This window comes from Streptomyces sp. NBC_00691 (assembly GCF_036226665.1).
In the GTDB taxonomy this organism is placed as follows: Bacteria; Actinomycetota; Actinomycetes; order Streptomycetales; family Streptomycetaceae; genus Streptomyces.
Genome location: NZ_CP109007.1, coordinates 863,607 through 889,291, shown reverse-complemented (window position 1 = coordinate 889,291; position 25,685 = coordinate 863,607). Strand labels below are relative to the sequence as shown.

The window sequence follows — 25,685 nt, the reverse complement described above, 5'->3', positions numbered from 1 at the left end:
GAGCCGGTTCCTGTCCCCGTACCGGACGGGAACCGGCCCGCCCTCAGGCGCTGAACTCGTACGTCCAGGCCGCCGACTGGGCCGAGAAGTCGATGTCCGTGATCTCCAGCGCGTGCCCGTGCTGGTCGCTCACCACCCGGTGGACGATCAGCCGGGCCGCGCCGCCGGCCGTCGTCGTGGCCGGGCCGGGCACGCCGACCGACTCCCGGTGGGTGACCCGTAGCCCCGCCTGGTGCATCCAGTGGTAGAGCAGCCGCAGATCGGGCTGCCGGCCCCGGTCCCGCCCCCGCCGGTAGCGCGCGAGCTGCGGGATCTCGGTGACCGCCGGCCGGGAGAACCACGACACCGCCCGCTGGAGCGCCGTTCCCTGCGGCCCGAGCACCACGTGCCGGTGGACCAGCGTGGGCTCGCCGGGAGTGAGCAGCAGCCGCGCCGCCAGCGGCGTGGGCGGCGGCTCCCAGGTGAGCGAGGCCCGCACCAGTGCCTCGGCCGCGCGGGGCCCGCCGGGGAACGTCGGCCGACGGGCCGTCAGCGCCGGAGCGACGGGCTCGCTCCCGCCCTCGGTCCCGGAGGCGGCGAAGGTGCCGCGCCGGTCGGTCACCACGAGCCTTTCGTCCCGCAGGAGTTGGAGCGCGCTGCGTACCGTCTGACGGTTGACGTGATAGCGCTGGGACAGGGATCGTTCCGAAGGAAGCCTGCTGCCGGGGGAGATGCGGCGGTGGGCGAGGTCCTCGCGCAGCGCGGCGGCGACCCGGAGATAGAGCGGCGCGTCTGCCGCCGCCTCGGATTCGGGCTCGGCCATGATCAAACCCTCTCTTCGCTCAGCGTGACCGCATGGGTCGTGCGGGTCACCAATTCCTATCATTGGTCTAAACCATTTTGCCAGGGCCGCCCGGCAGAGTGGCCGAAACGAGCGAGTCATCTTGTAATGAGGTAGCAGGTGACAGGGGCGAGACCGTCACCGCGGACGATGGCGGGTGAGGCCGGATGACGACACCGTCGGAACGTGCCGAACGGGGCCGGACGGCCCGCAAGCACGTCCCCCGCTCCTCCCACGGCCGCTGGATTCCCAGCTCGCAGCGTCCCGACCCCATCGACGTGCTCGAAGGCCAGTCCGCGGACCGGCTGCCCGACCTCGTACCCCTCCGGTACGGCCGGATGGCAGCCTCCCCCTTCGCCTTCCTGCGCGGCGCCGCCGCCGTCATGGCCGCCGACCTCGCCGCCCAGCGCCACACCGGACTCACCGTCCAGCTCTGCGGCGACGCCCACCTCCTGAACTTCGGGGTCTACGCCTCACCCGAACGGACGCTCCTCTTCGATGTGAACGACTTCGACGAGACGCTCCCCGGCCCCTTCGAATGGGACGTGAAGAGGCTCGCCGCCAGCATCACCGTCGCCGCCCTCCAGAACGGCGGCAGCCGCGCGAAGGCCCGCCGGGCGGCCCTCGTCGCCGTGGAGTCGTACCGGATCACCATGCGCCGCCTCGCCGACCTCGGGGAACTCACCGTCTGGTACGAGCGGATCGCCGCCGACGACCTCGTCCCCATGGTCCGCCGCGACGAACGCGCCCGATTCGAGAACCGGCTGGCCCGCGCCCGCCGGCGCACCAGCCTCCACGCGCTCGCCAAGCTCACCGAGACCGACGCGAGCGGAGTCCGGCACATCGTCGACGACCCGCCGCTCCTCGAACGCACCACGGACATCGACCGGGTCACCCTCGGCAAGATCTTCAACGACTACCGCAGCTCGCTCTCCGAGGAGCGACGGGTGCTCCTCGACCGCTACCGCTTCCTCGAAGCCGCCCGCAAGGTCGTCGGCGTCGGCAGCGTCGGCACCCGCTGCTTCGTCCTTCTCCTCCAAGGACGGGACGACGGCGACCCGCTGATCCTCCAGATCAAGGAAGCCGGCCGCTCGGTCCTCGAGCCGTACCTGGAGCCGAGCGCGTACGCCCACCAGGGCCGGCGCGTCGTCTACGGACAGCGCCTCACCCAGGCCGCCAGCGACATCTTCCTCGGCTGGATGACCGGACCCGAGAAGCGCCACTTCTACTGGCGCCAGCTCCGCGACATGAAGGGCTCCGCCGAGGTCGAGACCATGTCCCCGGCCATGCTGCGGGACTACGCGCGGCTCTGCGGCCGGGCCCTGGCCCGGGCCCACGCCCGCTCCGGCGACCGGATCGCGATCGCGGCCTACCTCGGCGGCTCGGACACCTTCGACCGCGCCGTCGCCGACTTCGCCCTCGCGTACACGAACCAGAACGCCGACGACTACGCGGCACTCGGCGGGGCCATCGCGGCGGGGATGGTGGTGGCGGCGCCGGGGGCGTGAGAAGCGACGCGCCGAAGAGCCCACCGTCACACGCCGGGGGCCGGACCGAGCCCCACGGCCTCGGCCCGGCCCCCGGCGCGACTCCCTACGCGTCGCGCCGCAGAGGCGGTCCCGGCGGCGTCTCGCCGACCGGCCCGAAGAGCACCGCCCGCGCCACCGAGGGGGCGAAGAGGCTCGTCAGCGGGGCGGTCAGGGTGATCGCCGCACGGAACGACGCCCCCACGACCGGATCGCCCGCGGACCGCTCCACCACCCGGCCCAGGTACCAGCCGACGATGTGGTCCAGCGGGCCCGGCCGGGCCGCGTCACCGGTCGCGCCCGGCATCTTCTTGTCGGCGCCCGCCGAGATGTCCCAGGCCTGCCGAGAGGCGTCGAACAGCGCCCGCTGCACCGCACGGGTCGTCGGTGTGCGCTTCGGGTCGGCGAGCGCCCGGCGCAGGGCGACCGCGCTGAGCGCGGCGACGGCCATGCCCTGCCCGTAGATCGGGTTGAAGGCGCAGAGCGCGTCGCCGGTCGCGAGGAAGCCGGCCGGACGGCGGCCCGGACGGTCGTACCGGCGCCGGATGTTGGCCGTCTTCCGGAAGCCGTACACCGGAGACACCGGCTCCGCCCGCGCCAGCCAGTCGCTGATCACCGGATGCGGCAGCCGCTTCGCGTACTCCTCGAACGCGCCCTCCTCGGTGGGCGGTTCGTCCCCGCGCAGCCCGGAGAGGGTCACCAGATGGTGCCCGTCGCCCAGCGGCAGCACCACACCGCTGTACACCTGGGCGGGGTTGGGCACGATGTAGTAGCCCGTCGCGTCGGTGTCCGCCCCGCCCGGGGTGCGGTACACCCGGGTGCCGTAGGCGAGCCCCGTGTCCAGGGTCTCCTCGTGCGGGGCCTCCGCGCCGATCCCGGCCAGCCAGTCGGCGGCCTTCGTGGACCGCCCGGACGCGTCCACCACCAGATCGGCGGTCAGGGTGCGGGTCTCCTTGCCGGACCCCGCGCCCCGCTCGCGCAGCCGTACGCCCCTGACCCGCGAGGAGTCACCGGTCAGGCCCACCGTCTCGGTGTTCTCGATCAGCTCGATCCGCGGATCGGCCAGCACGCGCTGCCGCACCAGCCATTCCAGCTGGGGGCGAGGGCCGGTGTAGTGCCGGGTGGTGGCGGTGGTCCGCCGGAACCACCTGCCGTTCTGCCACTGGATCATGTCGGCGGGAGCGCCCACGGTAGGAGCCCCCAGCGCGGTCAACTCGTCCGTGAACCCCGGCAGCAGCTCGTCGAGCGCGCGCTGCCCGCCCTCGATCAGGACGTGCAGGTGCCTGCCCTGCGGGACGCCCGCCCGCGGCTCCGGGCCCTCGGGCAGCCGGTCGCGCTCGACGACCGTGACCCTCTCCGCGTGCTCCGCCAGCACCCGGGCGGCCAGCAGCCCGGCGAGACTTCCCCCGATGACCACCGCGTGACGTGTCGCGCGATGCCCCAAGTCGTCCGCCATACCCGCCCTTTCGTTTCGTGGAACTCCCACGGCCCAGTATCCACGGGGGTACGCGACGCAGGCCGCCACCGCCACTCGGTTTCGGCCGCATCGGGGCACGGCTAGGGTGCCGCACATGGCGCAGGAACGTTCGACCGGACCCATGGGCTTCAGGTAGCCCGCCAGGAGATACCTGGCGGTGCCCACCGACGGAGTCCCATGGCACGCACCGCACACCACATCCCCCGCTCACGTCGCCGGCCGGCCGCCGAGAAGACACCGGGGGCCCCTTGGCGTTCCCTCGTGCTGTACGACCTGCGCCACGCCTCCGCCCGCCGCGCCGGGACCGGCGCCGATCGGGAGCATCCTCACCCGCGCACGATCCGCCGCCTCGTGGTCTTCCGCCGATGGCCCCGTTTCAACCAGGACTCCGGCGTCGCACGCTGGTCCGCCCAGGAGGAACGCCGAGCGCGCCGGCGCCTGCGCGCCCAGGTGGGACGCGTCCTGAGCGCCGTGAACGCCCCTGACGGAACCGTCACCCCGGACGCGGCGGACACCGTGGACATCCCTCCCGCCCGCCACCGGCACTCCTCGCTGTGGTTCGCCTAGCCGCGACCGGACGATCCCGCCCCCGGCGTCACTCCGCCCCGAGTTCGTCCAGTGCGCCGGTCAGCCACTCCACCCAGAAGCGCTCCATCTCGATCCCGCCCCGCAGGACGAGGTGGCGCAGCCGGTCGGGTTCCGAGTGGCGGCGTTCGTTCGGGAAGTCACGGGTCTCGATCGCGAGGTACTCATCCAACTGCTGCTGATGCAGAACGAGATGACGGGTCAGCTCGGCGCGCAGGCCTGACGCGCCGACCACCGCGGCCGCCCGCATCCGGAGCAGCAGGGCGGCCCGCATGGGCTTCGGGTCCTCGGACCGCGCCACCCAGGTGCCGAGTTCCTCGCGGCCCGCCGGCAGCACCTCGTACTCCTTGCGCTGTCCCCGTACCGGCACCGGGGCGGGCAGGGCACGGATGTGCCCCGCCTGCTCCAGCTTGCCCAGCTCACGGTAGATCTGCTGGTGCGTGGCCGACCAGAAATAGCCGATCGACTTGTCGAAGCGGCGCGTCAGTTCGAGGCCCGAGGACGGCTTCTCGAGCAGCGCGGTGAGGATCGCGTGCGGGAGGGACATGAACGCATCCTAGAAGTGGCCGGCCACGGTGATCACAGGGTGGCCGCGAGGCGGGTGCCCTGGTCGATGGCCCGCTTGGCGTCCAGCTCGGCCGCCACGTCGGCTCCGCCGATCAGGTGGGCCACGCGGCCCGCCGCGACCAGCTCCTCGTACAGGTCCCGGCGCGGCTCCTGGCCCGCGCAGAGCACGACCGTGTCGACGGGCAGCAGCTGCTGCTCGCCGCCGATCGTGACATGCAGGCCCTCGTCGTCGATCCGGTCGTACGAGACGCCCGCGACCATCGCCACGCCCCGGTGCTTGAGCTCGGTGCGGTGGATCCACCCCGTGGTCTTGCCGAGACCGGCGCCGACCTTGGACTCCTTGCGCTGGAGCAGGTGCACCTGGCGCGGCGGCGCGGCGCGCTCGGGGGTGCGCAGTCCGCCCCGGTTCTCGTACGAGGTGTCCACACCCCACTGGCGGAAGTACGTCTCGGGGTCCTGGCTCGCGCCCTCCCCGCCGTCCGTCAGGAACTCCGCGACGTCGAAGCCGATGCCGCCCGCGCCGATGATCGCGACCCGCTCGCCGACGGGCGCGCCGTCCCGCAGCACGTCCAGGTAGCTGAGGACGCTCGGGTGGTCCACGCCCGCGATGCCGGGGGTGCGGGGGGCGACGCCGGTGGCGACGACGACCTCGTCGAACGCGTCCAGGTCACCGGCCGAGACCGGCGTGCCGAGGCGTACGTCGACCCCGCGTTCGGCGAGCTGGACGCGGAAGTAGCGCAGCGTCTCGTCGAACTCCTCCTTGCCGGGGACCTTCTTGGCGATGTTCAGCTGACCGCCGATCTCGTCGGCCGCGTCGAACAGGGTCACGGCGTGGCCGCGTTCGGCCGCCGACACCGCGCAGGAGAGGCCGGCCGGGCCCGCGCCGACGACGGCGATCCGCTTGGCGCGACGGGTGGGGGAGAGGACCAGCTCGGTCTCGTGGCACGCGCGCGGGTTGACCAGGCAGGACGTGATCTTGAGGTTGAAGGTGTGGTCCAGGCAGGCCTGGTTGCAGCCGATGCAGGTGTTGATCGTGTCGGCGCGGTCGGCCGTCGCCTTGGCGACGAAGTCCGGGTCGGCGAGGAAGGGGCGGGCCAGCGAGACCAGGTCGGCGCGGCCGTCGGCCAGGATCTCCTCGGCGACCTCGGGGGTGTTGATGCGGTTGCTGGTGACGAGCGGCACGGAGACCGCGCCCATCAGCTTCTTCGTCACCCAGGTGTAGGCGCCGCGCGGCACGGACGTGGCGATGGTGGGGATGCGTGCCTCGTGCCAGCCGATGCCGGTGTTGATGATGGTGGCGCCGGCGGCCTCGATCTCCTTGGCGAGCCGGACGACCTCCTCCAGGGTGGAGCCGCCGGGCACGAGGTCCAGCATGGAGAGGCGGTAGACGAGGATGAAGTCCTCGCCGACGCGCTCGCGGATCCGGCGGACGATCTCCAGCGGGAAGCGGACGCGGTTCTCGTAGGAGCCGCCCCAGCGGTCGGTGCGCTGGTTGGTCGCGGCGGCGATGAACTCGTTGATGAGGTACCCCTCGGAGCCCATCACCTCGACGCCGTCGTATCCGGCAGCCTTGGCGAGCTCGGCGCAGCGGGCGTAGTCCTCGACGGTCTGCTCGACCTCGGCGTCCGTCAGCTCGTTCGGTACGAAGGGGCTGATGGGGGCCTTGAGGGCGCTCGGCGCGACGAGCGCGGGGTGGTACGCGTACCGGCCGAAGTGCAGGATCTGCATCGCGATCCGGCCGCCTTCGGCGTGCACGGCGTCGGTGATCAGCCGGTGCTCGGCGACCTCGTCCTCGGTGGTGAGCTTGGCGCCGCCGTCCCAGGGGCGGCCGGCGTCGTTGGGCGCGATGCCACCGGTGACGATGAGGCCCACACCGCCGCGGGCCCGCTCGGCGTAGAAGGCGGCCATGCGTTCGAAGCCGTGCTCGGTCTCCTCGAGGCCGACGTGCATCGACCCCATGATCACCCGGTTGGGCAGGGTGGTGAACCCCAGGTCGAGCGGGCTCAGCAGGTGCGGGTACGGGGTCATGCGGGCGCCTCCTCGCGCAGGATCGTCACCCTCAGTTCTAGGGGACCCTTCCTCCTTATGCAACTAGTTGCAGAAGATTCGGGACGTGATGTCTACTACTCGGTAGCTTCCGGGGCGCGGAGCGCCGAGCTATGCGGTACGGGCGGACGTCGCCGTCGCTCCGAGCCAGGCGTCCAGGTCCTCCGGCGTCCGCGGCTCCGCGGCCCCCGGGGCGAGCAGGCCGTGGGTGCGGAGCAGCCGGGCCACCGTCGTGCCCCAGGGGTGGCGCAGCCGGGCCTCGTCGAGCAGCACGTCGTCCGCGAGGAGCTCCGCGACCGGCCCGGTCCGCAGCCCCGACGGGGCGAGCACCGCCGCCTCGTCCGCCCAGCGCAACGCGAGATCCACGTCGTGCGTGGCCATCAGCACCGTCGTACCGGCCTCCCGCAGCCGCCGGAGCGCGTCGAGCAGCCGCTCCTGCCCGTGCGGATCGAGACCGGCCGTCGGCTCGTCCATGATCAGGACCCGGGGCCGCATCGCCACCGCGCCCGCGATCGCCGCCCGCTTGCGCTGCCCGTACGAGAGCAGATGGGTCGGCCGGTCCGCGAGTGCCGTGATGTCCAGCGCCTCCAGGGCCTCGCGTACCCGCTGCCGTACCTCGTCCTCGGGCAGTCCCAGGTTCATCGGCCCGAACGACACGTCCTGGTCCACCGAGGCGGCGAACAGCTGGTCGTCCGGATCCTGCACCACCAGCTGCACGGTCGTCCGCAGCCGGGTCAGCCCCTTCCGGTCGTACGCCACCTCCGTACCGTCCAGGCGCAGCGACCCGCTCACGCACCGCAGCCCGCCGCTGAGCAGGCGAAGCAGCGTCGTCTTGCCGCTTCCGTTGCGGCCGAGCAGCGCGACCGCCCGCCCCTCCGCGACGGCGAAGTCGACACCGGACAGGACCGGGGGGCCGTCCTCGTAGGCGAAGCCGGCGTTCACTAGTTCCACGACAGGGGTCGGAGACGTCACGGAAGGAGCCTTTCCAGTACGAGGGTGAGGGCGACGAGTCCGGTGAGCAGGACGCCCGTCGCGGCGAGGAACGGGCGGGAGAGCGCGCACCCGGGCACCAGGACCCGCAGCGTCCCGTCGTACCCGCGCCCGGCGAGCCCGGACTGCAGGCGCTGAGCCCGGTCGAAGGCCCGTACGAACGTGGTCGCACCGAGGCCCGCGAGAGAACGCCAGGTCGCGGCCCGCGTGGTGTGCCCGAGCCGGGCCGCCTGCGCCTGACGGATCTTGGACATCGCGTCGAGCAGCAGGAAGATGATCCGGTACATCACCAGCGCCACGTCCACCACCGGCGCCGGCACCCCCACCCGTACCAGCCGGGGAAGGACGTCGGACACCGGCGTCGTGAACGCGAAGAGCAGCACCCCGAGCGAGGCCGAAGCGGTCCGCAGCAGCAACTCGCCCGCGTGCGTCGGACCGTCCGGCGCGAGAGCGACGAGCCCCCGGGAGCCGCCCACCTCGAACAGCAGCGGGATCGCGCCCGTGACGCAGAAGCCGAGCGGGATCCGGAACGCCCGCCACAGCGCCCGGCCCGGCACACCGGCCGGACCGAGCAGCACCGTGAGCGTGGCCGCGGCGACGAGGACCGCGCCCGGCCACGGCGGCAGACCGACAGCGCACAGGGTGAGACCGAAGCCGAGCAGCGCCTTCTCGGCGGGATGGCGGCGGCGCCAGCGACTGCTGTGCGCCGCCGCGTCGATCGGCAGCATCGGCGGCTACGCGCCCGGCCCGCCGGGGGCTTCGCCACCGACGCCCGGCCCGGTTCCGCCGGCTCCGGCGCCCGGTGCGCCGGCCACCCCGGCCGTCTCGGCCTGCGCCGCCCCCTGGCGGCGGCCGCGCCGCAGCCCGAAGTAGTACGCCAGGACACCGGCACCGAGGGCCGCCTGCAGGGCGAACAGGGCCGACTCGATCTCCCCTGACGGCGGCTCGTAGAGCGGGCTGAACCACGGTTCGTAGTCCGGCTGGAGTTCCGTGATCGCGGTCTCGGCCTCCGCGTCGGCCCCCGTGAAGGGCTCCTCCTTGTGGTCCCCGAGTCCCAGCGCGAGCGGCAGGACCGCGAGCGCGACGACGACGAGCAGCAGCAGGGCGTTGATCTTCGCGTTCCGGCTCATCGCGCGATCGCCTCCTCGCGTCGCTCCGGCGTGCGCCCGGCGAGGACGCCGAGCCGGATCAGCTCGCCCTTGCTGGACTGGGTGAGCAGACGCATCACGAGCACGGTGAGCAGGCCCTCGCTGACCGCGAGCGGAATCTGCGTCACGGCGAAGATACCGCCGAACTTGGCGAGGGCGCCGGGGATGCCGCTGCCCGGGTCGGGGAAGGCGAGTGCCAGCTGGACGCTGGTGACGCAGTACGTGGACAGGTCGGCGACGAACGCGCCGAAGAAGACGGCGACCATCAGCGGCGCACCGAACCGGCGGAGCAGTGCGTAGGCCCCGTATCCCGCCCAGGGTCCGACGATCGCCATCGAGAAGACGTTCGCGCCGAGCGTGGTCAGCCCGCCGTGGGCGAGCAGCAAGGCCTGGAAGAGCAGCGTGATCGTCCCGAGGACGGCCATGATGGGCGGCCGGAACAGGATGGCACCGAGGCCCGTACCGGTGGGATGTGAACAACTCCCCGTCACGGAAGGCAACTTGAGTGCCGACAGGACGAACGTGAAGGCGCCGGCGGCGCCGAGCAGCAGGGTGGACTCAGGATGGGACCGCACTTCGCGGGTCAGCGCGCGGACTCCGTGGACGACGAACGGCGCGGACGCGACGCCCCAGGCGGCCGCGTGCACAGGGGGCAGATACCCCTCGGCTATATGCATGGTTGGGAGACCCTCTCCAGCACCTCGTGGATGGACAACGCACCCTGGCCGGTCTCCTGGCTGACGGTCATTCCGCCCGACTCCGCCTTCCCACACCACGCCGGTCTCCCGACGTGGTCCAGTGGCTTCCCCGAGGGTGTTCCCCGCGGGGGTGGAGCCGGACCTCCCGATCACAGTGGCGAGGGCCGCACCGGTACTGCACCGGTTTCCCGTACACCAAGGCCCTGTGACATTAGTGCGTTGACCAGGTACATCACAATGTGGGTGCTTGTAGGGTCCCCGCGGCGCCGCGCGGGAGCTCCCGGTTCCCGCTCCTGAGGGCGCTGGGCCTCCTCGATTCCCGCCGGTGGCGCCGCGGTCGTCCGGCGTTCCCGCCGGCGGTGCCGTGTACCTGCCGCTTTCCCGCCGCCTAGCTGTTCCTGGCGTTGCGTACGAGGGCCGCGATCGCACCAGGGGCCACGAGGACCGCTGCCACGAGTGCGCCGAGCAGCATGGGGTCGGGGCCGTCGTAGTCGGCCGACACCTCCGCGTTGGCGCCGAACAGGGCGGCGCCGATCACCAGCAGGGCCGAGACGCCGAGTACGCCCTTCGCCCACCCCCGGCGGGCGGACGGAGCGCGCAGGGGCACGAGTGCGACCAACAGCCACACCAGCGCGAAACCGACCATGATCGACAGACTGCCCATGTGCCCCTCCTTCACCACCTGGGCGGACCAGGTGGACCACGGGTGGACGCCGGCGCCCGGAGAGGCCCGGCAGCGCGGCCGTCTCATGGCCGCGACCTCCAAGAGTAGGTCGCACCCACGCGGCCACAGCGGCCGAGTTCCGGCCAAACGGCACCTGAAACCCGGCCACTTGAGGGGCCCCGCGCAGGTCCTGTGCCCTCACTCCTTGCGGTAGGCGTACGCCTCCGACGCTGCCGCCGCCACGGCGTCGAGGTCCCCGCCCGCGCTCGCCGTGACCAGGGCGGCGACCGTGCCCTCGACGAACGGCGCGTCCACGAGCCGGGCGCCCTCGGGCAGTTCGTCGCCCTCGGCGAGGAGGGCCTTCACGGTGAGCACCGCACTCCCCAGGTCGACCAGGATGGCCACACCGGAGCCCCGGTCGACGGCCTTCGCCGCCTCGGAGATCAGCTCGGAACTCGTCCCGAGGCCACCGTCGGGGGTCCCGCCGGCCGGGAGGACCGGAGCGAGGTCGCCGCCACCGGCGAGCCCCCTGGCCAGCTCGGCGACGGAGGCCGCGACGGCGGCGCTGTGCGAGACGAGCACGATGCCGACGAGACCGGATCCGGCCGCGCTCATGAGACCCCCTCGCTGCCCGACGCCGCTGACGCATCCGACGTCTCTGACGTATCCGATGTCCCCGACGTATCCGAGGCATCCGACGTCCCCGTCGTCCCCGCACGGGCGATCTCGTCGAGCGCCGCGAACAGCAGCGCCGAGGAGGTGGCCCCCGGATCCTGATGCCCCACCGACCGCTCGCCCAGATAGCTGGCTCTGCCCTTGCGCGCCCGCAGGGGTACGGTCGAGAGGGCGCCCTCCTCGGCCGCCGCGCGGGCCGCGCCGAAGGAGTCCCGCAGCCCCTCGACGGCCGGCACGAGCGCGTCGAGCATCGTCTTGTCGCCGACCTGAGCGCCGCCCAGCTGGGACACGGCGGCCACGCCCGAGCCGAACGCCTCCGCCAACTGCTCGCGGGTGACGTGCTCGTCGTCGCCGAGGGCCTTGCCGGCGCGGCGGAGCAGCGTGCCGTAGAGCGGCCCCGAAGCGCCGCCCACGGTGGAGATCAGGTGCCGACCGGCGGCGGTGAGCACGGCGCCCGGTGTCGCGGGCGGGTCCTTGGCCAGGGTCTCGGTCACGGCGGCGAAGCCGCGCTTGAGGTTGGCGCCGTGGTCGGCGTCGCCGATGGCGGAGTCGAGCTCGGTGAGCCGGTCCGCCTCCCGGTCGACGACCTCGGCCACGCCGGCCAGCCAGCGCACGAGGAGGTCGGCGTCGAAGGTCTGTGTCACGTCGGTCCTCTCCTCTCTCACGCGTCGTCACCGGCCCCAGCGGAGTGCGGGCGTCTCCACGGGCGCGTCCCAGAGGCGCAGGAGGTCCTCGTCCACCTCGCACAGGGTCACCGAGCAGCCGGCCATGTCGAGCGAGGTCACATAGTTCCCGACGAGTGTCCGGGCCACCGGCACGCGCCGCTCGCCCAGGACGCGCTGCACCTCGGCGTTGAACCCGTACAGCTCGAGGAGCGGGGTGGCGCCCATCCCGTTCACCAGGGCGATGACGGGCCCGGCCGGGCTGAGGTCCTCAAGGACGGCGTCGACGGCGAAGTCCGCGATCTCGCGGGAGGTCATCATCGGACGCCGCTCGCGTCCGGGTTCACCATGGATGCCGATGCCCAACTCCAGCTCGCCCGGAGGGAGATCGAAGGTGGGGCTGCCCTTGGCCGGAGTGGTGCAGGCGCTCAGGGCGACGCCGAAGGAACGGCAGCGCTCGTTGACCCGCCGGGCGATCGCCTCCACGCGCTCAAGGGGCGCGCCCTCCTCGGCGGCGGCGCCCGCGATCTTCTCGACGAAGAGCGTGCCGCCGGTCCCGCGCCGGCCGGCCGTGTAGAGACTGTCCGTGACGGCCACGTCGTCGTCGACGAGGACCTTGGCGACCTGGATGCCCTCGTCCTCGGCGAGTTCCGCCGCCATCTCGAAGTTGAGCACGTCACCGGTGTAGTTCTTGACGACGAACAACACCCCGGCGCCGCTGTCGACGGCGGCCGCGGCCCGCACCATCTGATCGGGCACCGGCGAGGTGAACACCTCCCCGGGACAGGCGGCCGCCAGCATCCCGGGCCCCACGAACCCTCCGTGCAGCGGCTCGTGCCCGGATCCGCCACCGGACACCAACGCGACCCTTCCGGCCACCGGCGCGTCCCGCCGCACCACGACCCGTCGCTCGACATCGACGGTGAGCTCGGGATGGGCGGCGGCCATTCCCCGCAGCGCGTCGGCGACGACGGTCTCGGGGACGTTGATCAGCATCCTCATGGATACCTCCTGGTGAGACTTGCAGGCATGTGACTGAGTCGGCTTTTCGCAGGTCAGGGTCGGCTTGCGTGGGGTGCCACGGGTGGCGGCCGCACGAAGAGGTAGTCGCGCAGCGGGTCGGTCTGGCTGAGCCCGCATCGCGTTCCCCCCTTGGGCACTGCCTCGTTTGTGGGGTCGACCCTATGGCCCCCCGCCGGTGAGGTGCGGCGCTCGGCCCCCGCCCGGCACGGCGGGCGTTCGCCGGCAGCGTGGAAACCGGCCACGCTATATCCCGCGTTGATCGTTTGCCTATCCCCGTGCTCTTTCATCGAGTCCGGGGGCGTGAAGCCCCTCGACCGACCGCCAGTGATCCAGGGGACAGGAGCCGACGCATGCGTCCGCGATGGAGTGACGACGACCGGCCTCATGAGGAGGCCGCGCCACGGGGCGCCGCGGACGGCGACGCCCACGTCGAACCGCCGGCCAGGGGGGCGGGGGCCGGACCGGTGCCGGACGGGCGGCTGCTGCTCGCCGGCGAGGACCAGGTGCTCCGGGCGCTCGCCGTGGCCGCGACGCGGGCCGGGTGCCGCGACATCCGGGTCCGCCGGACGGGCGGGGGCGAGGCGGCACCCGGCACCACGGAGTGGACGGCGGGGGAGACGCTCAGCGCCGCCGACGCCGTGCTCCACGTCGCGCGGTCGACGGCCGAGTTGGCCGCCACGGCCGACCGGTGCGCCGACGCCGGCGCGTGGCTGGGACAGGTGCTGGTTCACGGCGACGAACTGTGGACCGGCCCCCTCGGTCCCGCGGACCGCACCGCGGCGGCCTCGGCCTGGCGGCGCCTGCGCGGTCTTCCGCCGCGGGTCCGGCCGGCCACGCCGGCGGGGGCCGCGCCGGTCGACCCCGGCGCCGTGCTCGCCCCCCAGCGAGCCGAGTGGATCGCCGACCTGCTCCTGAGCGCCTGGCTGGGCCGAGGCGGCACGGGGGCGGCGGGCACCGTCCCGGGCGCCGGAGCCGCGGCAGGCCATGGATTCCCCGGGGCGGGCGCAGCGGGCGGCGCTGCGACTCCGGGAGCGGGAGGAACCGGGGCCTCGGACGCGGGGATCGTCGGGGGGCCGGGGGACGACGGAGGCCCCTACCTCGTACGGACCGACCTGCGGACGTCGTCCGGTGGCCGGCACCCCGTGGTGCCGTTCCCCCGGCCCGGTCGATCGGCCACCCGTGCGGGGACCGAGACGGGGGCGCGGGCCGCGTTCCTCGGGCGGATCGGCGGTGCGGCCGTCGAGCCCGCACGGCTGCTGGAGCGGATCGAAGCGGTCGCGGACGCCAGGACCGGGCTCCTTGGGCCGGTCCCGGAGGCCACGCCGGGGCCGACCGGCCTGTGGGGGTGCGCGGTCGCGGTGCCCGACCCGTTCGGTCCGCCGTCCGCCGACGCGCCGGGCGTCACCGTGTGGGGTCACGGACGGGACGCCCACAGCGCCCGCCTCGCGGCGCTGCTCGACGCGCTCGCCGCGTACGGGTCCCTGGCCGCCGCCCCGGACGCCCGGGGCGGTCGTGAGGTCTGGGGCCTCGACCTCGTCACCGACCGGCTGCGCCGGGTCTTCGCCGCCGAGGCGTATCCGGTCCCGGCGCCGGGCACGCCGTACCGGCTGCCGACGGGCGTCGCGGCCGGGCTCACCTGGGCGGCCGCGGTGGAGGCCGCGCTGACCATGCACTGCGAGGCGCTGGTGGTCCACCGGCTCGCCCAGCCGGGCACACGCGTCCCCCGGCTCGCGCTTCCGGACCACGCAGGTCCCGCCGCCCTCCGCGCGCTGCGCGCGGCGGGTGAGCCGGTGGTCCACGACCTGACCGCGCTGGTCCCCGTGCCGGCCTGCGCGGTCCGGCTCGGGGACGACACCGTCGTCGCCGTCGCCGCGACGTGGGACGAGGCCCTCGCGGCCGCCGCCGAACGAGCCCTGCTCGCCCGGGAGAAGGGCGTTCCGCCCACCGGCTCGGGCCCCGCCGTCCCGACCGTCCCCTCCGTCACGCCGGACAGGGAGACGGCCGGCGGGCCGCTCCCGGTGGAGGACGGCGCGTCAGGGCGGGCGGGGCTCGTCGAGGTGCTCCGGGCCCGGGGACGCACCCCCGTCGCGGTGCTGCTCGACCACGATCCGCAGGCCGTCCGCCTCCTCCCGTATCTCGTCCATGTGATGCTGCTGGACGGCTGACGTCCCCTCATGCCCGGTTCGTGCCCGATGCCGGGCACGGGTTGGGAAACATTCCCGGGGGCCAGGTGCCGCTTACCTGCAGGCCATGTAATGATCGCGGGGCTGACGCCTGGCGTCAGGTCACTGTGCGACGGGGGTCGCGTAGCCGCGAGTGCAGAAGGCAGGATCCATGGGGGGGTCGATTCGGTTCCGCGTGCTCGGAGCCGTGTCCGTGTACCGGGACGAGAAACCGATCATCATCGGGTCTCCGCAGCAGCAGGCCCTGCTCGTGGCGCTGCTGCTGCGCTGCGGCAGGGTCGCCTCCACCCAGGAACTGATCGCCTCGGTCTGGGGCGAGGAGTCCCCGGGCTCGGCGCTGGCGAGCCTGCGCACCTACGTGTGGCGGCTGCGCCGGCTCCTGGAGGAGGACTCCGCCGCGCCCCGGCTGCTGCTCTCCCAGCCCGACGGCTACCGCTTGGTGGCGCCGCCGCTCTCGGTGGACCTGCACCGTGCCGAGCAGCTCGCCGCCGACGCCGGGCGGGCCCGGGCCGGGGGCGACGACGAGGCCTGCGGGCGGCTGCTGGCCGAGGCGCTCGGCCTCTGGCAGGGCGCGCCGCTGGCCGGCGTGCCCGGCCCGTACGCCGAGCAGCAACGGGCCCGCTTCACGGAGCTGCGGATCGGGCTGGAGGAGGAACGTTTCGCGCACGAGCTGGAGGCGGGCCGGCACGGCGCGGTCATTCCCGACCTCACCGCGTTCACCCAGGAGAACCCGCTCCAGGAACGGCCGTACGGCTTCCTCATGCGCGCCCTGTACGCCTCCGGACGGCAGGCGGACGCGCTGGCGGTCTACGCGCGTGCCCGGCGCGTCCTCGCCGAGGAGCTCGGCGTCGACCCCGGCCCCGAACTGACCGCGCTGCACGTGCGGGTCCTCGCGGGCGACCCGCTCCTCGACGTCTCGGTCCGCGACACCCGGCCTGCCACGGCCGCCCCCGAAACCCCCCGCCCGCCGACTCCAGAGGATCCACCGCCCTCCCCTGCGCCCCGCGACGCGGAACCCTCCGGCCCTCCCGCCGCCGCCCCGCGCGCCACCGGCACCCCTCCCGCGCCCGACCCCGAATCCACCGCGCCGACCCTCGCCCGCCCCGCCCAACTCCCCGCCGACGCATTCGACTTCGCTGGGCGCGCCGAACAGGTCGAGGAGCTGAGCCGGGTCCTCACCGCCCCCGACCGGACCTCGCTCCCGGTCGCGTCCATCAGCGGCATGGGCGGCCTCGGCAAGACCACCCTCGCCCTGCGGGTCGCCCACCGGATCAAGCACGAGTTCCCCGACGGGCAGCTCTACGTCGACCTGCGCGGCAGCGGTCTCGAACCCGCCGACCCGTCGGCCGTCCTCGGCAGCATGATCGCCGCGATGGGCGTGGCCCCGCACGCGCTCCCGGCCATGACCGACGACCGCGCCCGGCTCCTGCGCACCCTGCTCGACGGCCGGCGCATGCTGCTGCTCCTCGACAACGCCCGGGACCCCGCGCAGGTGGGTCCGCTGCTGCCCGGCTCGGCGGGATGCGCCGTGATCGTCACCAGCCGGACCCGGCTCGTCGGCATCCCCAGTGCGGTGACCGCCGTCGCCCTGGAGGTCTTCGCGACCGACGAGGCGGTCGAGCTGCTCACCGCGATCGTCGGCGCCGCACGCGTGGAGGCCGAGCGCGACGCCGCGGTCGAACTGGTGAGCGCGTGCGGGCATCTCCCGCTCGCCGTCCGGATCGTGGCCGCCCGCCTCGCCGCCCGGCCGCGCTGGCAGCTGGAGACCATGACCCGCCGGCTGGCCGACGAGCGCCGCCGCATCGGCGAGCTGCGCGCCGGCGACCTGGCCGTCGCGGCGACCTTCGAACTCGGCTACCGCCAGCTCCCGCAGGAACAGGCGTGCGTCTTCCGGCTCCTCGCGCCGGTGGCCCGTCCCAGCATCGGCCTGGAGGTGGCCGCCGCAGCCCTCGGCCTCGACGCCTACGACGCCGAGGAGATCCTGGAGTCGCTGGTCGACGCGGCCATGCTGGAGGCGCCGCAGCCCGGGCGGTACCGCTACCACGACCTCGTCTGGGCCTTCGCGCTCCAGCTCGGCGTGCCGCCCGGCGACGGCGGCGGCGAGGCCGGCATCCCCGTACTGGCGCCGCTCCTCGACCACCTGCTGGCCGCCGGGCGCGCCGCCTTCCAGTGCATGGTGCCCGGCAACCCGGACGGCGTCTTCCTCACCTCCGACCCGGCGCCCGCGCCGCCCTTCGCCGGGCTCGCGGAGGCCCGCGCCTGGGTGACCGCCGAGTTCGAATGCCTCACCCACGCGTTGACGCTGGCCGCCCGCAGCCCCGCCGGGTCGGCCCCGCGGATCCTGCGGGTCGCCGCCGACCTGCTCATCGCCCTCACCCCCTTCGGCAAGGACGTCCCGTACGGGCAACTCGCCTCCGCCGCGCAGGCCCTGGCTGAGACGGCCGCGCAGCGCGGCGACGACCACGTCGCCGGGCGGGCCCGATTCGTCTGCGGGAACGCCGCCCTGCAGAGCGCCCGGCTCGGCGAGGCCGAGCAGTTCGCCCGGCTCGCGGCCGAGGCGTGCGAGCGGGTCGGCGACCGGGTGATCCTGCGTCAGACGCTCAACGACCGCGGTCTGATCGCGCAGTTCCAGCACCGCTACGAGGACGCGGTGCACTTCTACGACCAGGCCATCGAGCTGGCGGTCGCGCTCGGGCACCGTTCGGGCGAACTGGTGACGCGGCTCAACGCGGCGCAGGCCCGGCTGCGCGGCGGTCGTGCGGAGGAGGCGCTCGTCGCGTGCGACGAGGCGCTGGCCGCGCTGCGCGAGGTCGAGGACCACCACGGCGCCGCCTACGCGCTGTACGTGCAGGGCATGGCGCTGCACGAACTGGGCCGGCACGACGAGGCGGTCGCGAGCCACACCCGGTGCCTGGACCTGTGTGAGACCTGGCAGATCCGCGGGCAGGAATCGCAGGCCCGCCACCGGCTCGCCGAGACCCTGAGGGTCACGGGACGCCGGGAGGAGGCCCTCAAGGAGGCGGGGCGTGCGCTGGTGCTGTGCGAGCAGCGCGGCGCGGTACGTGACCAGGGGCTCGCCCTCCTGGTGCTCGGCCGGACCCTGGCCGACCTCGGCGACACGGGTGCCGCGGTGGTCCGCGCCCGCCAGGCCCACATGCTCTTCACCCGGCTCGGGCTGCCCGACGCCGACCACACGGCCGCTCTCCTCAAGGTCCTCGGCGACCTGCTGTGAAGCTGCCCCGGCATCCCCGGCGGCAGGAATATATCCGCAGGTCAGAGCGGATATCCAGGATCTATCCAGCGTAGATCGGCAGGCGGCAGAGTCTGACTCGCCAGCACGAACGACGAGCGAACGGAAGACCGAGCACATGCGAGCGACCACCTCCACCCGTCCCACCACCCACGCCCTGCGCACCGCCTGCGTCGCGATCGCCGCGGTGCTCGGCCTCTCCCTCCTGGCCGTCGTCGAGCAGCAGGTCACGGCGCCCGTGACGAGCACCGTCGCGGCCGAGGGCCCGATCGTCAACGACCCCCACGAGGAGTGGGACAGCCGCGGCTGATCACGCCGGCGCGGTCCGTCGCCCACGACGGGACGGACGGCGAAACGAACGACCATGCCATGGGGGAGTCATGACGGGTGGTAGTCCGGCGACGGCGTTGGCTGAACGAGACGTCGCCACCATGGTCCGCGCCGCGCGGACCCGCAACGGGGTCAGTCAGCGGGACCTCGCCGAGAAGTCCGGGATCGGTCTCCGGACGCTCCGTGAGATCGAACGGGGCCGGGTCAGGGCCCCGAGATCCGGATCGCTGCGCAGAATCGCCGAAGCCCTGCACGAACCCGCCCTGCTGGCTCAGGCCGGAGTCACCACCGGTGCCGACGAGGACGTCCCCGAGGACGCCCCGCTGGTCCTGAAGATCCTCGGCAGGATGTCCGCCACGCGCGGCAACGCCGAACTGCTCACCGGAACGCCGAAGCAGCGGACCCTGCTCGGACTCCTCGCGCTCAAGGCCCACCAGGTGGTCGAACGCGACGAGATCATCGAAGTCCTCTGGGACGGCGAACTTCCCGACACCTTCGGTCAGTTGATCCACACCTACATCTCACGCATCCGGCTGATGCTGGACGCGCACGCCCTCCCCGACGTCGGCCGCACCGCGGTCGTGCGGCACGGCGGCGGCTACGAGCTCCGGATCGAGGGGGACAGCCGGCTCGACGTCCGGGACTTCGTCCGGCTGACGGACGAGGCCGCGTCGGCCCGCGCCGGCGACGACCCGGTCCACGAGCAGGCCCTGCTCACCGAGGCGCTGGGACTCTGGCGCGGCCGGCTCCTGGAAGGCGCCCCGCCGCGGCTGGCCCGGCACGCCGCCGCCGTCGGGCACGGCCGGCTGCGCGTCGCCTCCGCGCTGCGCCTCGCCGATCTCGCCCTCGCCCGCGGACAGCACGAGGAGGTGCTCGCACAGGTCGGGCCGATCGCCCGGCACGAGACGCTGCACGAGGGCCTGCACGCCCGGCTGCTCGCCGCGCTCGCCGGTTCCGGCCGCCGGGCGGAGGCGCTGGAGATGTTCGCCGCGGTCGCCCGCCGGCTCCGCGTCGAGAGCGGCATCGAGCCCGGCGTCGAACTCCGCGAGGCCCAGATGGCCGTGCTGCGGGAGGACGCCCGGGCCGGGAGCGTGATCACGGAGCGGCCCGCCGGCCGCGCCGACGCCCCGCGCTCCGTCCAGCTTCCGCAGAGCGTCGGGGACTTCGTGGGCCGCGTCGAGCACTTCCAGGTCCGTCAGTACCTGACCGGGCAGGGGCCGCTGGCCGCGTTCGGCGCGGCGCCGGTCGCCGCCCTCCACGGGCCGGTCGGCGTCGGGAAGTCCGCCCTGACCGTCCAGATCGCCGCCGCCGTCGCCCGCCACTTCCCCGACGGCGTCCTGCACGCCCGGCTGCGCACCGGCGCGCCCGACGAGGTCCGTACGGCGCTGCGCGGCTTCGCCCGGGCCCTGGGCGTACCGGCGTCCGGGCTGCCCACCGGACTGCCCGAGCTCGCGGCCCTGTACCAGGAGGCCGTGGCCGGCCGCCGGGTCCTGGTGGTCGTCGACGACGCGCCGGGGGAGCGAGCCGTGCGCCCGTTGCTGCCGTCCGGCCCCGGCGGCGCCGCCCTGCTGGCCGGACGGACCCCGCTGCCCGGCCTGGAGGGCGCCCAGCACTTCCGCGTCGAGCGCTTCACCGCCGACCAGTCCGTCTCCCTGCTCGCCCGGATCGCCGGCGAGCGGCGGGTGCTGGCCGAACGGACGGCGGCCGAGACCCTGGCCGAGCTGTGCGACGGGATCCCGCTGGCCGTGCGGATCGCGGGCATGCGGCTCGCCGCCCGCCCGCACTGGACCCTGGCCCGGCTGGCGGACCGGCTGGCCGACGAGGACCGGCGGCTGTCGGAACTGGTCGTCGGCGACCTGTCCGTACGGGAACGGCTGACGTCCGCGCACGAGGGTCTGGATCCCGTGCTCCGTGACGCCGTGCGCGCCCTCGCCCGGTCCGAGGACCGGGCGTTCACCCCGGACGGCGCGGCCGCCGTGCTGCGGTGCGGCGGGAACCAGGCGGAGGACCTCCTGGAACGGCTGGTCGACCACCAGCTGTTCGAACCCCCGGTCGGCGCCGGCGAGGAGTACGCCTTCTCGCCCCTGGTGCGCCTCCACGCCCGGGAACAGTGAACGGCGTGAGGGGACGGTCGTCGATGCCCACCGCCCCTGTCCCCTCACGCGCCCCTCACGGCGGCGGGACGCTCACGCGTCGCGTGTGCGGAGCGTCAGCCAGCCGCCGACCGCCGCCGCCCCCGCCCACACCGCCATGACCAGTACCCCGGTCATGGGGCCGTAGGGCGCGGCGGCGGGGTCGAGCCGCAGTCCGTACTGGCCCGCCCGGTCCGGCAGGTACCAGGCCAGCTCCTGCAGGCCGGGGATCTCCGCCAGTACGGGGGAGACCAGGAACAGCACGGGGACCAGGACACCCATGGAGAGCATCAGACTGCGCAGCATCGCCGTGAACCCCATGCACATGACCGCGAGCAGCGGGAAGTACAGGGCGCCCACCACGATCGCCCGCACCGTACCGGCATCGCCGAGCGCCGCGCCGTGCTCGCCGAGCAGACGCTGCGAGAGGAGGAACGTGGCCGGCGAGGCGACCGCGCCGGCCACCAGGGCCAGCACCGCCCCGACGGTGAGCTTGGCCGCGTACATCAGACCGCGCCGGGGCACCGCCGCCAGCGACACCCGGATGGCGCCGTGCTGGTACTCGTTGCCGACCACCAGGACGGCGAAGGCGATCACCACGACGTGGGCGAACAGGATGCCGTAGTAACCGAGCTGCACCGGGTCGAAGCCGGGGCCGTCCGCCTCCTCCGGGCCGACCGACCCTGTCACGCCGGCACCGATGCCGACGAGCAGGGCCGCGGCCAGCGGCAGCGACCACAGGACCGGACGCACCGAGCGGATCTTCGTCCACTCCGAGCGGAGCACCGCGTCGACAGACATCGTCAGACCACCTCTCCGAGGGGTCGCCCCCCGTACTCCACCGAATCGGCGGTCATGCGCATGAATGCCTCCTCCAACGAGTCCTCCACCTGGACCAGCTCCAGGACGGCGGCCCCCTCGTGAGCCGCGCAGCGGCCGACGTCGGCGGCCTCCGCCGCGTACACCTCCAGCACGTCGCCGTCGCCGGGCACCACCCGCAGCCCCTTGCGTTCCAGGGCCTCACGCAGCCGCTCCGGCTCGTCGGCCCGCACCCGCACCCGGGAGCGGCCGTGCTCCGCGGCGAACTCGGCCATGGACACGTCCGCCAGCAGCCGGCCCCGGCCGATCACGACCAGCCGGTCCGCGAGCAGCGCCGTCTCCGTCATCAGGTGACTGGAGATCAGCACCGCCCGGCCCCGGTCCGCCAGTCCTCGCAGGAAGTGCCGCAGCCAGCGGATGCCCTCGGGGTCGAGACCGTTGACCGGCTCGTCGAGGATCAGCACCGCGGGGTCGCCGAGCAGCGCCGCGGCGATGCCCAGGCGCTGGCGCATCCCCAGCGAGAAGCCGCCGATGCGGCGACGGGCCGCGGAGTCCATGCCGACCTGCTCCAGCACCTCGTCGACCCGCCCCGGCGGTATGCGTCCGGCGTGGGCGACGCAGAGCAGATGGTCGCGCGCGGTCCTGCCCGGATGCGCCGCCTGTGCGTCCAGCAGCGCGCCGACGTGGCGCAGCGGCTCGACCAGCCTGGCGTACGGCCGTCCCGCGACCAGGACCTCGCCCGCCGTGGGCCGGTCCAGTCCCAGGATCATCCGCAGGGTCGTGGACTTCCCCGCGCCGTTCGGGCCGAGGAAGCCGGTGACGGAACCGGCCCGCACCTGGAAGGTGAGGCCCTTCACCACCGTCCGGTCGCCGTACGCCTTCACCAGGCCGCGTACTTCGACGGCCGGTGCGTCGCCCGCACCGTGCGCCGTTGCGTTGTCCCTGTTCATGTCCTCAAGCCAACCGTGCGGCGGTGCCGGACGGATCCCCCGGCGGCGGGAGTCACCTCCCCCCGGGGAGGGAGTTGATCCACCATGAGACGTCTGCCGTCGACGCTCTACGACGCCCTGCGCCAGGGCCGTACGTACGCCCGAGGGCTCCACCTGCTGCTCGGAGCGGCCGTCGGGCCCGTCTGCGTCCTGGTGTGGCCCGGCATCACGGAGAGCCTGGCGCGCACCCTCGCGGCCTGCGCCCTCGTGCCGGTGGTCCCCCTGCTGCTCCTCGGCCTGGTGCCGGGGGCGCGGCGGGCGGAGGGGATCCAGGCGCGACTGCTGCTCGTTCCGGACGACGAGAACGACATCGGCCGCGCCCCGGCCCGGAGCCTCTCCGACCGCCGGCGCACCAGCGTCTGGCTGGTGCTGCGCTGCTGGTGGGGACTGCTCATCGCCAGCGTCGTGGCCCAGCTGCTGTCCGTCACCGGAACGCTGGCGTCCGCGCCCGCCGTCGAGGGCTCCCGCACGATCCTCGGCATCACCGTCCCCGGCGGCCACCGGCACATCTGGTACCTGGGCCTCGTGCCGCCGCTGCTCGTCGCCGTGTTCGGACTGGTCGTGTGGGCCGGGAACGTACAACTCGCCCTCGCACGAAGGCTACTGGGGCCCTCGACGGCCGAACGGCTGGCGGCCGCGGAGCGCCGGGCGGACGAACTCCTGGCCCGCAACCGGCTCGCCGGCGAACTCCACGACTCCATCGGCCACGCCCTCACCGTCACGGTGCTTCAGGCGAGTGCGGCCCGCGAACTCATCGATGCCGACCGTGACTTCGTCATCCGGGCGCTGACGGCGATCGAGGACACCGGCCGCCGGGCCATGAACGACCTGGAGCGCACCCTCGGCTACCTGAAGGACGAGGAGCAGGGCGTCCGCACCGTGCGGCCCACGCTCGCGGACATCGGACAGCTCCTGGAGGCCAGCCGCGCGGCGGGCGTCACGGTGCGCTCGCGCACGGCCGCCGACGTGGACGCCGTGCCGGGCGTCGTCTCCCGCGAGGCGTACCGCATCCTCCAGGAGGCGCTCACCAACGCCATGAAGCACGCCCCCGGTTCACCCGTGGACGTCGAGCTCGCCGTCACCGGCGAACAGGTGAGGCTCACCGTCGCCAACCGGCTGGTCGAGCAGGTGCCGCAGGCCTCCGGCACCGGCAAGGGGCTGCGCAGTCTGCGGGAGCGCGCCGCGCTGCTCGGCGGCCGGGCCAGCGCCGGAGCCGCCTCGGGGCGCTGGACCGTCAGCGCCCGTCTCCCCCTACGCTTGGAATCGTGATCATGGAAATCTCCGTCCTCCTCGTCGACGACGAGGAGCTCGTCCGGGCCGGCATGTCCGCCATCCTGGGCAACGCCCCCGGCATCACCGTGGTCGGCGAGGCGTCCGACGGATGCGAGGTCGTGCCGCTCGTCCGTAGGCTGCGCCCGGACGTCGTCGTCATGGACGTGCGGATGCCCACCGTCGACGGCATCACCGCGACCCGCGACCTCATGGCCGCCGTCCCCGACCCGCCGAGGGTCCTCGTGATCACCACGTTCGAACGCGACGACTACGTCTACGAGGCGCTCAGGGAAGGGGCGTCGGGGTTCCTGCTCAAGCGGTCCCGACCCGCCGAGATCGTCCAGGCCGTCCGTACGGTGGCGACCGGGGACTCGGTGCTCTTCCCCGCCGCGATCCGCTCGCTGGTGCAGGGGCGTCAGGCCCGGGAGCCCGGGGACGCGCTGGCCCGCTCCCAGCTCACCGAGCGGGAGGCGGAGGTGCTGCGGCTGATGGCGCAGGGGATGTCCAACGCGGAGATCGCCGAGCGGCTGTTCCTGGGGGTGCAGACGGTCAAGACGCATGTCAGCGGCACCCTGGCGAAGCTGGGGGCGCGCGACCGGACGCAGGCGGTGGTCCTTGCGTACGAGTCGGGGTTCGTCGCCGTGGGCTGACGGAGGTGACAGTGCCGGCTGGGCCGGCTGGGCCGGCTGGGCGGACAGGGCTGAGAGGACTGAGAGGGCTGAGGGCTCCGGGCCTGACAGGGCTTGGGGCTCCGTGGCCGGCGGCGCCCCGTCAGCCGGTGATGTCCTTCAGGCGGGAGACCACCGTCGCCTCAGACTCGCCCTCCTGCGGCACGGGCACGACCTGGAGGTGGGTGACCCCGGACTCGCGGTAGGCGTCCAGACGGTCCCGCACGTAGCTCTCCGTACCGCAGATCGTGGTGGCCTCGAGCAGCGCGGCGGGCACGGCGGCCGCGGCCCCGGCCCTGTCCCCGGCCCGGAACAGGCGCTGGATCGTCTCCGCCTCACGGGCGTAGCCGTACCGGCTGACCAGGTCGTAGTAGTAGTTGTGGCCGGGCGCGCCCATGCCCCCGACGAACAGCGCGAGCTGTCCGCGGGCCAGCTCCCGGGCCCGCTCGGCGTCCGGGCCGATCGCGAGCAGACCGCCCGCGGAGATCTGGAGCGGTCCCAGCTCGGGCCCGCGGGCCGCGGCGCCCTCCTTGAGGGCCGGGCCCCACACCCGGTCGCACCACTCCGGGACGAAGAAGAGCGGCAGCCAGCCGTCGGCGGTCTCCGCGACCATCCGGACGTTCTTCGGGCCCAGCGCCGCCACCCACACCGGGACGGTCGGGCGGACCGGGGCCGTCAGCAGCCGCATCGGCTTGCCGAGGCCGGTGCCCTGCCCCTCGGGCAGCGGCAGCGTGACCGTGCGCCCCTCGTGACGCACCGGCTCGTCCCGTCGCCAGAAGGCGCGCATGACCTCGATGGTCTCGCGGGTCCGGGCCACCGGGGCGGCGTACGGCACCCCGTGCAGGCCCTCGACGACCTGCGGGCCCGAGGAGCCGAGGCCGAGGTGGCAGCGTCCGCCGGACAGGGCGTCGACCCCGGCCGCGGTCATCGCCAGCAGGGCGGGCGTCCGGCTGAAGACGGAGAGGATGCCGGAACCGATCTCGATCCGCTCCGTACGGGCGGCGAGGAAGCCCATGAAGCTGGGCGCGTCGTAGCCGTACGCCTCCGGCACCCAGACCAGGTCCAAGCCGGCCCGCTCCAGTTCGGCGACCTCACCGGCCGCGGCGACGATGTCGGTGTCGTACTTCAGCTGCATGGAGATCTTCATGGCGTGGGCTCCGG

The 25,685-nt window shown here is 73.9% G+C and carries 23 protein-coding genes and 1 riboswitch; of the genes, 8 read left to right on the top strand and 15 right to left on the bottom strand.

Going from position 1 to position 25,685, the window contains the following annotated elements; translation table 11 throughout:
* Window positions 1-43 precede the first annotated feature (43 nt).
* The gene (locus OG392_RS03930; RefSeq protein ID WP_329275592.1) at window positions 44-802 is read right to left on the bottom strand and encodes a GntR family transcriptional regulator; all 759 of its coding nucleotides are present in this window, start codon (window positions 800-802) and stop codon (window positions 44-46) included.
* Between the two features lie 185 nt (window positions 803-987).
* Here OG392_RS03930 and OG392_RS03925 point away from each other — a divergent pair, with 185 nt between their 5' ends.
* The gene (locus OG392_RS03925; protein WP_329275589.1) at window positions 988-2,328 is read left to right on the top strand and encodes a DUF2252 domain-containing protein; all 1,341 of its coding nucleotides are present in this window, start codon (window positions 988-990) and stop codon (window positions 2,326-2,328) included.
* Window positions 2,329-2,413: 85 nt separating this feature from the next.
* Here OG392_RS03925 and OG392_RS03920 read toward each other — a convergent pair whose 3' ends face one another.
* Window positions 2,414-3,802: an FAD-dependent oxidoreductase gene (locus tag OG392_RS03920; protein WP_329275587.1), complete on the bottom strand. Its 1,389-nt coding sequence runs from the start codon at window positions 3,800-3,802 to the stop codon at window positions 2,414-2,416.
* Window positions 3,803-4,000: 198 nt separating this feature from the next.
* On the opposite strand from OG392_RS03920, the gene OG392_RS03915 reads away from it, so the two are divergent.
* On the top strand, window positions 4,001-4,390 hold the full coding sequence (locus OG392_RS03915; RefSeq protein ID WP_329275586.1) for a hypothetical protein: 390 nt from the start codon (window positions 4,001-4,003) through the stop codon (window positions 4,388-4,390).
* Window positions 4,391-4,418: 28 nt separating this feature from the next.
* Here the strand turns inward: OG392_RS03915 and OG392_RS03910 are convergent, their stop codons facing one another.
* From OG392_RS03910 to dhaK, 10 genes are all read right to left on the bottom strand, one after another.
* A complete protein-coding gene (locus tag OG392_RS03910; protein ID WP_329275584.1) occupies window positions 4,419-4,955 on the bottom strand; it encodes a PadR family transcriptional regulator in 537 nt (178 codons plus the stop codon).
* Window positions 4,956-4,987: 32 nt separating this feature from the next.
* Window positions 4,988-7,003, bottom strand: a complete 2,016-nt coding sequence (locus tag OG392_RS03905; protein WP_329275582.1) for an NADPH-dependent 2,4-dienoyl-CoA reductase — start codon at window positions 7,001-7,003, stop codon at window positions 4,988-4,990.
* Window positions 7,004-7,132: 129 nt separating this feature from the next.
* On the bottom strand, window positions 7,133-7,972 hold the full coding sequence (locus OG392_RS03900; protein WP_329275580.1) for an energy-coupling factor ABC transporter ATP-binding protein: 840 nt from the start codon (window positions 7,970-7,972) through the stop codon (window positions 7,133-7,135).
* 17 nt (window positions 7,973-7,989) lie between these two features.
* A complete protein-coding gene (gene cbiQ, locus OG392_RS03895) occupies window positions 7,990-8,739 on the bottom strand; it encodes a cobalt ECF transporter T component CbiQ (protein ID WP_329275578.1) in 750 nt (249 codons plus the stop codon).
* Window positions 8,740-8,745: 6 nt separating this feature from the next.
* The gene (locus OG392_RS03890; RefSeq protein ID WP_329275575.1) at window positions 8,746-9,141 is read right to left on the bottom strand and encodes an energy-coupling factor ABC transporter substrate-binding protein; all 396 of its coding nucleotides are present in this window, start codon (window positions 9,139-9,141) and stop codon (window positions 8,746-8,748) included.
* Window positions 9,138-9,836, bottom strand: coding sequence for an energy-coupling factor ABC transporter permease (locus OG392_RS03885; RefSeq protein ID WP_329275572.1), 699 nt, complete (start codon window positions 9,834-9,836; stop codon window positions 9,138-9,140). The genes OG392_RS03890 and OG392_RS03885 overlap by 4 nt, the downstream gene beginning before the upstream one ends.
* Window positions 9,837-9,865: 29 nt before the next feature.
* Window positions 9,866-10,099: riboswitch (cobalamin riboswitch) on the bottom strand.
* 146 nt (window positions 10,100-10,245) lie between these two features.
* Window positions 10,246-10,521 (bottom strand): hypothetical protein, encoded by a 276-nt coding sequence (locus OG392_RS03880; protein WP_329275570.1) that lies wholly within the window; start codon window positions 10,519-10,521, stop codon window positions 10,246-10,248.
* A 198-nt stretch (window positions 10,522-10,719) separates the two neighbouring features.
* Window positions 10,720-11,136 carry a PTS-dependent dihydroxyacetone kinase phosphotransferase subunit DhaM gene (locus OG392_RS03875; protein ID WP_329275568.1) on the bottom strand — a complete coding sequence of 139 codons (417 nt, stop codon included), beginning with the start codon at window positions 11,134-11,136 and terminating at the stop codon, window positions 10,720-10,722.
* A complete protein-coding gene (dhaL, locus tag OG392_RS03870) occupies window positions 11,133-11,840 on the bottom strand; it encodes a dihydroxyacetone kinase subunit DhaL (RefSeq protein WP_329275566.1) in 708 nt (235 codons plus the stop codon). The genes OG392_RS03875 and dhaL overlap by 4 nt, the downstream gene beginning before the upstream one ends.
* A gap of 27 nt (window positions 11,841-11,867) precedes the next feature.
* The gene (gene dhaK / locus OG392_RS03865) at window positions 11,868-12,860 is read right to left on the bottom strand and encodes a dihydroxyacetone kinase subunit DhaK (protein WP_329275564.1); all 993 of its coding nucleotides are present in this window, start codon (window positions 12,858-12,860) and stop codon (window positions 11,868-11,870) included.
* 371 nt (window positions 12,861-13,231) lie between these two features.
* Between dhaK and OG392_RS03860 the strand changes: the two genes are divergently transcribed.
* The 4 genes from OG392_RS03860 (at window position 13,232) to OG392_RS03845 (ending at window position 20,758) form a co-directional block, all read left to right on the top strand.
* Complete coding sequence (locus OG392_RS03860; RefSeq protein WP_329275562.1) at window positions 13,232-15,046, top strand: hypothetical protein; 1,815 nt, start codon at window positions 13,232-13,234, stop codon at window positions 15,044-15,046.
* Window positions 15,047-15,215: 169 nt separating this feature from the next.
* The gene (locus OG392_RS03855) at window positions 15,216-18,296 is read left to right on the top strand and encodes an AfsR/SARP family transcriptional regulator (RefSeq protein ID WP_329275559.1); all 3,081 of its coding nucleotides are present in this window, start codon (window positions 15,216-15,218) and stop codon (window positions 18,294-18,296) included.
* 136 nt (window positions 18,297-18,432) lie between these two features.
* Window positions 18,433-18,624 carry a hypothetical protein gene (locus OG392_RS03850; protein ID WP_329275556.1) on the top strand — a complete coding sequence of 64 codons (192 nt, stop codon included), beginning with the start codon at window positions 18,433-18,435 and terminating at the stop codon, window positions 18,622-18,624.
* A 97-nt stretch (window positions 18,625-18,721) separates the two neighbouring features.
* Entirely contained in the window at window positions 18,722-20,758 is a 2,037-nt protein-coding gene (locus OG392_RS03845) for a BTAD domain-containing putative transcriptional regulator (RefSeq protein WP_329275553.1), read from the top strand.
* 72 nt (window positions 20,759-20,830) lie between these two features.
* On the opposite strand, the gene OG392_RS03840 is transcribed toward OG392_RS03845, so the two are convergent.
* The gene (locus OG392_RS03840) at window positions 20,831-21,577 is read right to left on the bottom strand and encodes an ABC transporter permease (RefSeq protein ID WP_329275551.1); all 747 of its coding nucleotides are present in this window, start codon (window positions 21,575-21,577) and stop codon (window positions 20,831-20,833) included.
* A 2-nt stretch (window positions 21,578-21,579) separates the two neighbouring features.
* Window positions 21,580-22,545, bottom strand: coding sequence for an ABC transporter ATP-binding protein (locus OG392_RS03835; protein ID WP_329275548.1), 966 nt, complete (start codon window positions 22,543-22,545; stop codon window positions 21,580-21,582).
* A gap of 84 nt (window positions 22,546-22,629) precedes the next feature.
* Here OG392_RS03835 and OG392_RS03830 point away from each other — a divergent pair, with 84 nt between their 5' ends.
* Window positions 22,630-23,853 carry a sensor histidine kinase gene (locus OG392_RS03830; protein WP_329275546.1) on the top strand — a complete coding sequence of 408 codons (1,224 nt, stop codon included), beginning with the start codon at window positions 22,630-22,632 and terminating at the stop codon, window positions 23,851-23,853.
* A gap of 2 nt (window positions 23,854-23,855) precedes the next feature.
* The gene (locus tag OG392_RS03825) at window positions 23,856-24,506 is read left to right on the top strand and encodes a response regulator transcription factor (RefSeq protein WP_329287048.1); all 651 of its coding nucleotides are present in this window, start codon (window positions 23,856-23,858) and stop codon (window positions 24,504-24,506) included.
* Window positions 24,507-24,627: 121 nt separating this feature from the next.
* Here OG392_RS03825 and OG392_RS03820 read toward each other — a convergent pair whose 3' ends face one another.
* Window positions 24,628-25,671: an LLM class F420-dependent oxidoreductase gene (locus OG392_RS03820; protein ID WP_329275542.1), complete on the bottom strand. Its 1,044-nt coding sequence runs from the start codon at window positions 25,669-25,671 to the stop codon at window positions 24,628-24,630.
* Between the last annotated feature and the right edge of the window lie 14 nt (window positions 25,672-25,685).

Coding starts and splice junctions, on each gene's coding strand:
- OG392_RS03930 (WP_329275592.1), bottom strand. CDS start 802: ATGGCCGAGCCCGAATCCGAGGCGGCGGCAGACGCGCCGCTCTATCTC.
- OG392_RS03925 (WP_329275589.1), top strand. CDS start 988: ATGACGACACCGTCGGAACGTGCCGAACGGGGCCGGACGGCCCGCAAG.
- OG392_RS03920 (WP_329275587.1), bottom strand. CDS start 3,802: ATGGCGGACGACTTGGGGCATCGCGCGACACGTCACGCGGTGGTCATC.
- OG392_RS03915 (WP_329275586.1), top strand. CDS start 4,001: ATGGCACGCACCGCACACCACATCCCCCGCTCACGTCGCCGGCCGGCC.
- OG392_RS03910 (WP_329275584.1), bottom strand. CDS start 4,955: ATGTCCCTCCCGCACGCGATCCTCACCGCGCTGCTCGAGAAGCCGTCC.
- OG392_RS03905 (WP_329275582.1), bottom strand. CDS start 7,003: ATGACCCCGTACCCGCACCTGCTGAGCCCGCTCGACCTGGGGTTCACC.
- cbiQ (WP_329275578.1), bottom strand. CDS start 8,739: ATGCTGCCGATCGACGCGGCGGCGCACAGCAGTCGCTGGCGCCGCCGC.
- OG392_RS03890 (WP_329275575.1), bottom strand. CDS start 9,141: ATGAGCCGGAACGCGAAGATCAACGCCCTGCTGCTGCTCGTCGTCGTC.
- OG392_RS03885 (WP_329275572.1), bottom strand. CDS start 9,836: ATGCATATAGCCGAGGGGTATCTGCCCCCTGTGCACGCGGCCGCCTGG.
- OG392_RS03880 (WP_329275570.1), bottom strand. CDS start 10,521: ATGGGCAGTCTGTCGATCATGGTCGGTTTCGCGCTGGTGTGGCTGTTG.
- OG392_RS03875 (WP_329275568.1), bottom strand. CDS start 11,136: ATGAGCGCGGCCGGATCCGGTCTCGTCGGCATCGTGCTCGTCTCGCAC.
- dhaK (WP_329275564.1), bottom strand. CDS start 12,860: ATGAGGATGCTGATCAACGTCCCCGAGACCGTCGTCGCCGACGCGCTG.
- OG392_RS03860 (WP_329275562.1), top strand. CDS start 13,232: ATGCGTCCGCGATGGAGTGACGACGACCGGCCTCATGAGGAGGCCGCG.
- OG392_RS03855 (WP_329275559.1), top strand. CDS start 15,216: ATGGGGGGGTCGATTCGGTTCCGCGTGCTCGGAGCCGTGTCCGTGTAC.
- OG392_RS03850 (WP_329275556.1), top strand. CDS start 18,433: ATGCGAGCGACCACCTCCACCCGTCCCACCACCCACGCCCTGCGCACC.
- OG392_RS03840 (WP_329275551.1), bottom strand. CDS start 21,577: ATGTCTGTCGACGCGGTGCTCCGCTCGGAGTGGACGAAGATCCGCTCG.
- OG392_RS03835 (WP_329275548.1), bottom strand. CDS start 22,545: ATGAACAGGGACAACGCAACGGCGCACGGTGCGGGCGACGCACCGGCC.
- OG392_RS03830 (WP_329275546.1), top strand. CDS start 22,630: ATGAGACGTCTGCCGTCGACGCTCTACGACGCCCTGCGCCAGGGCCGT.
- OG392_RS03825 (WP_329287048.1), top strand. CDS start 23,856: ATGGAAATCTCCGTCCTCCTCGTCGACGACGAGGAGCTCGTCCGGGCC.
- OG392_RS03820 (WP_329275542.1), bottom strand. CDS start 25,671: ATGAAGATCTCCATGCAGCTGAAGTACGACACCGACATCGTCGCCGCG.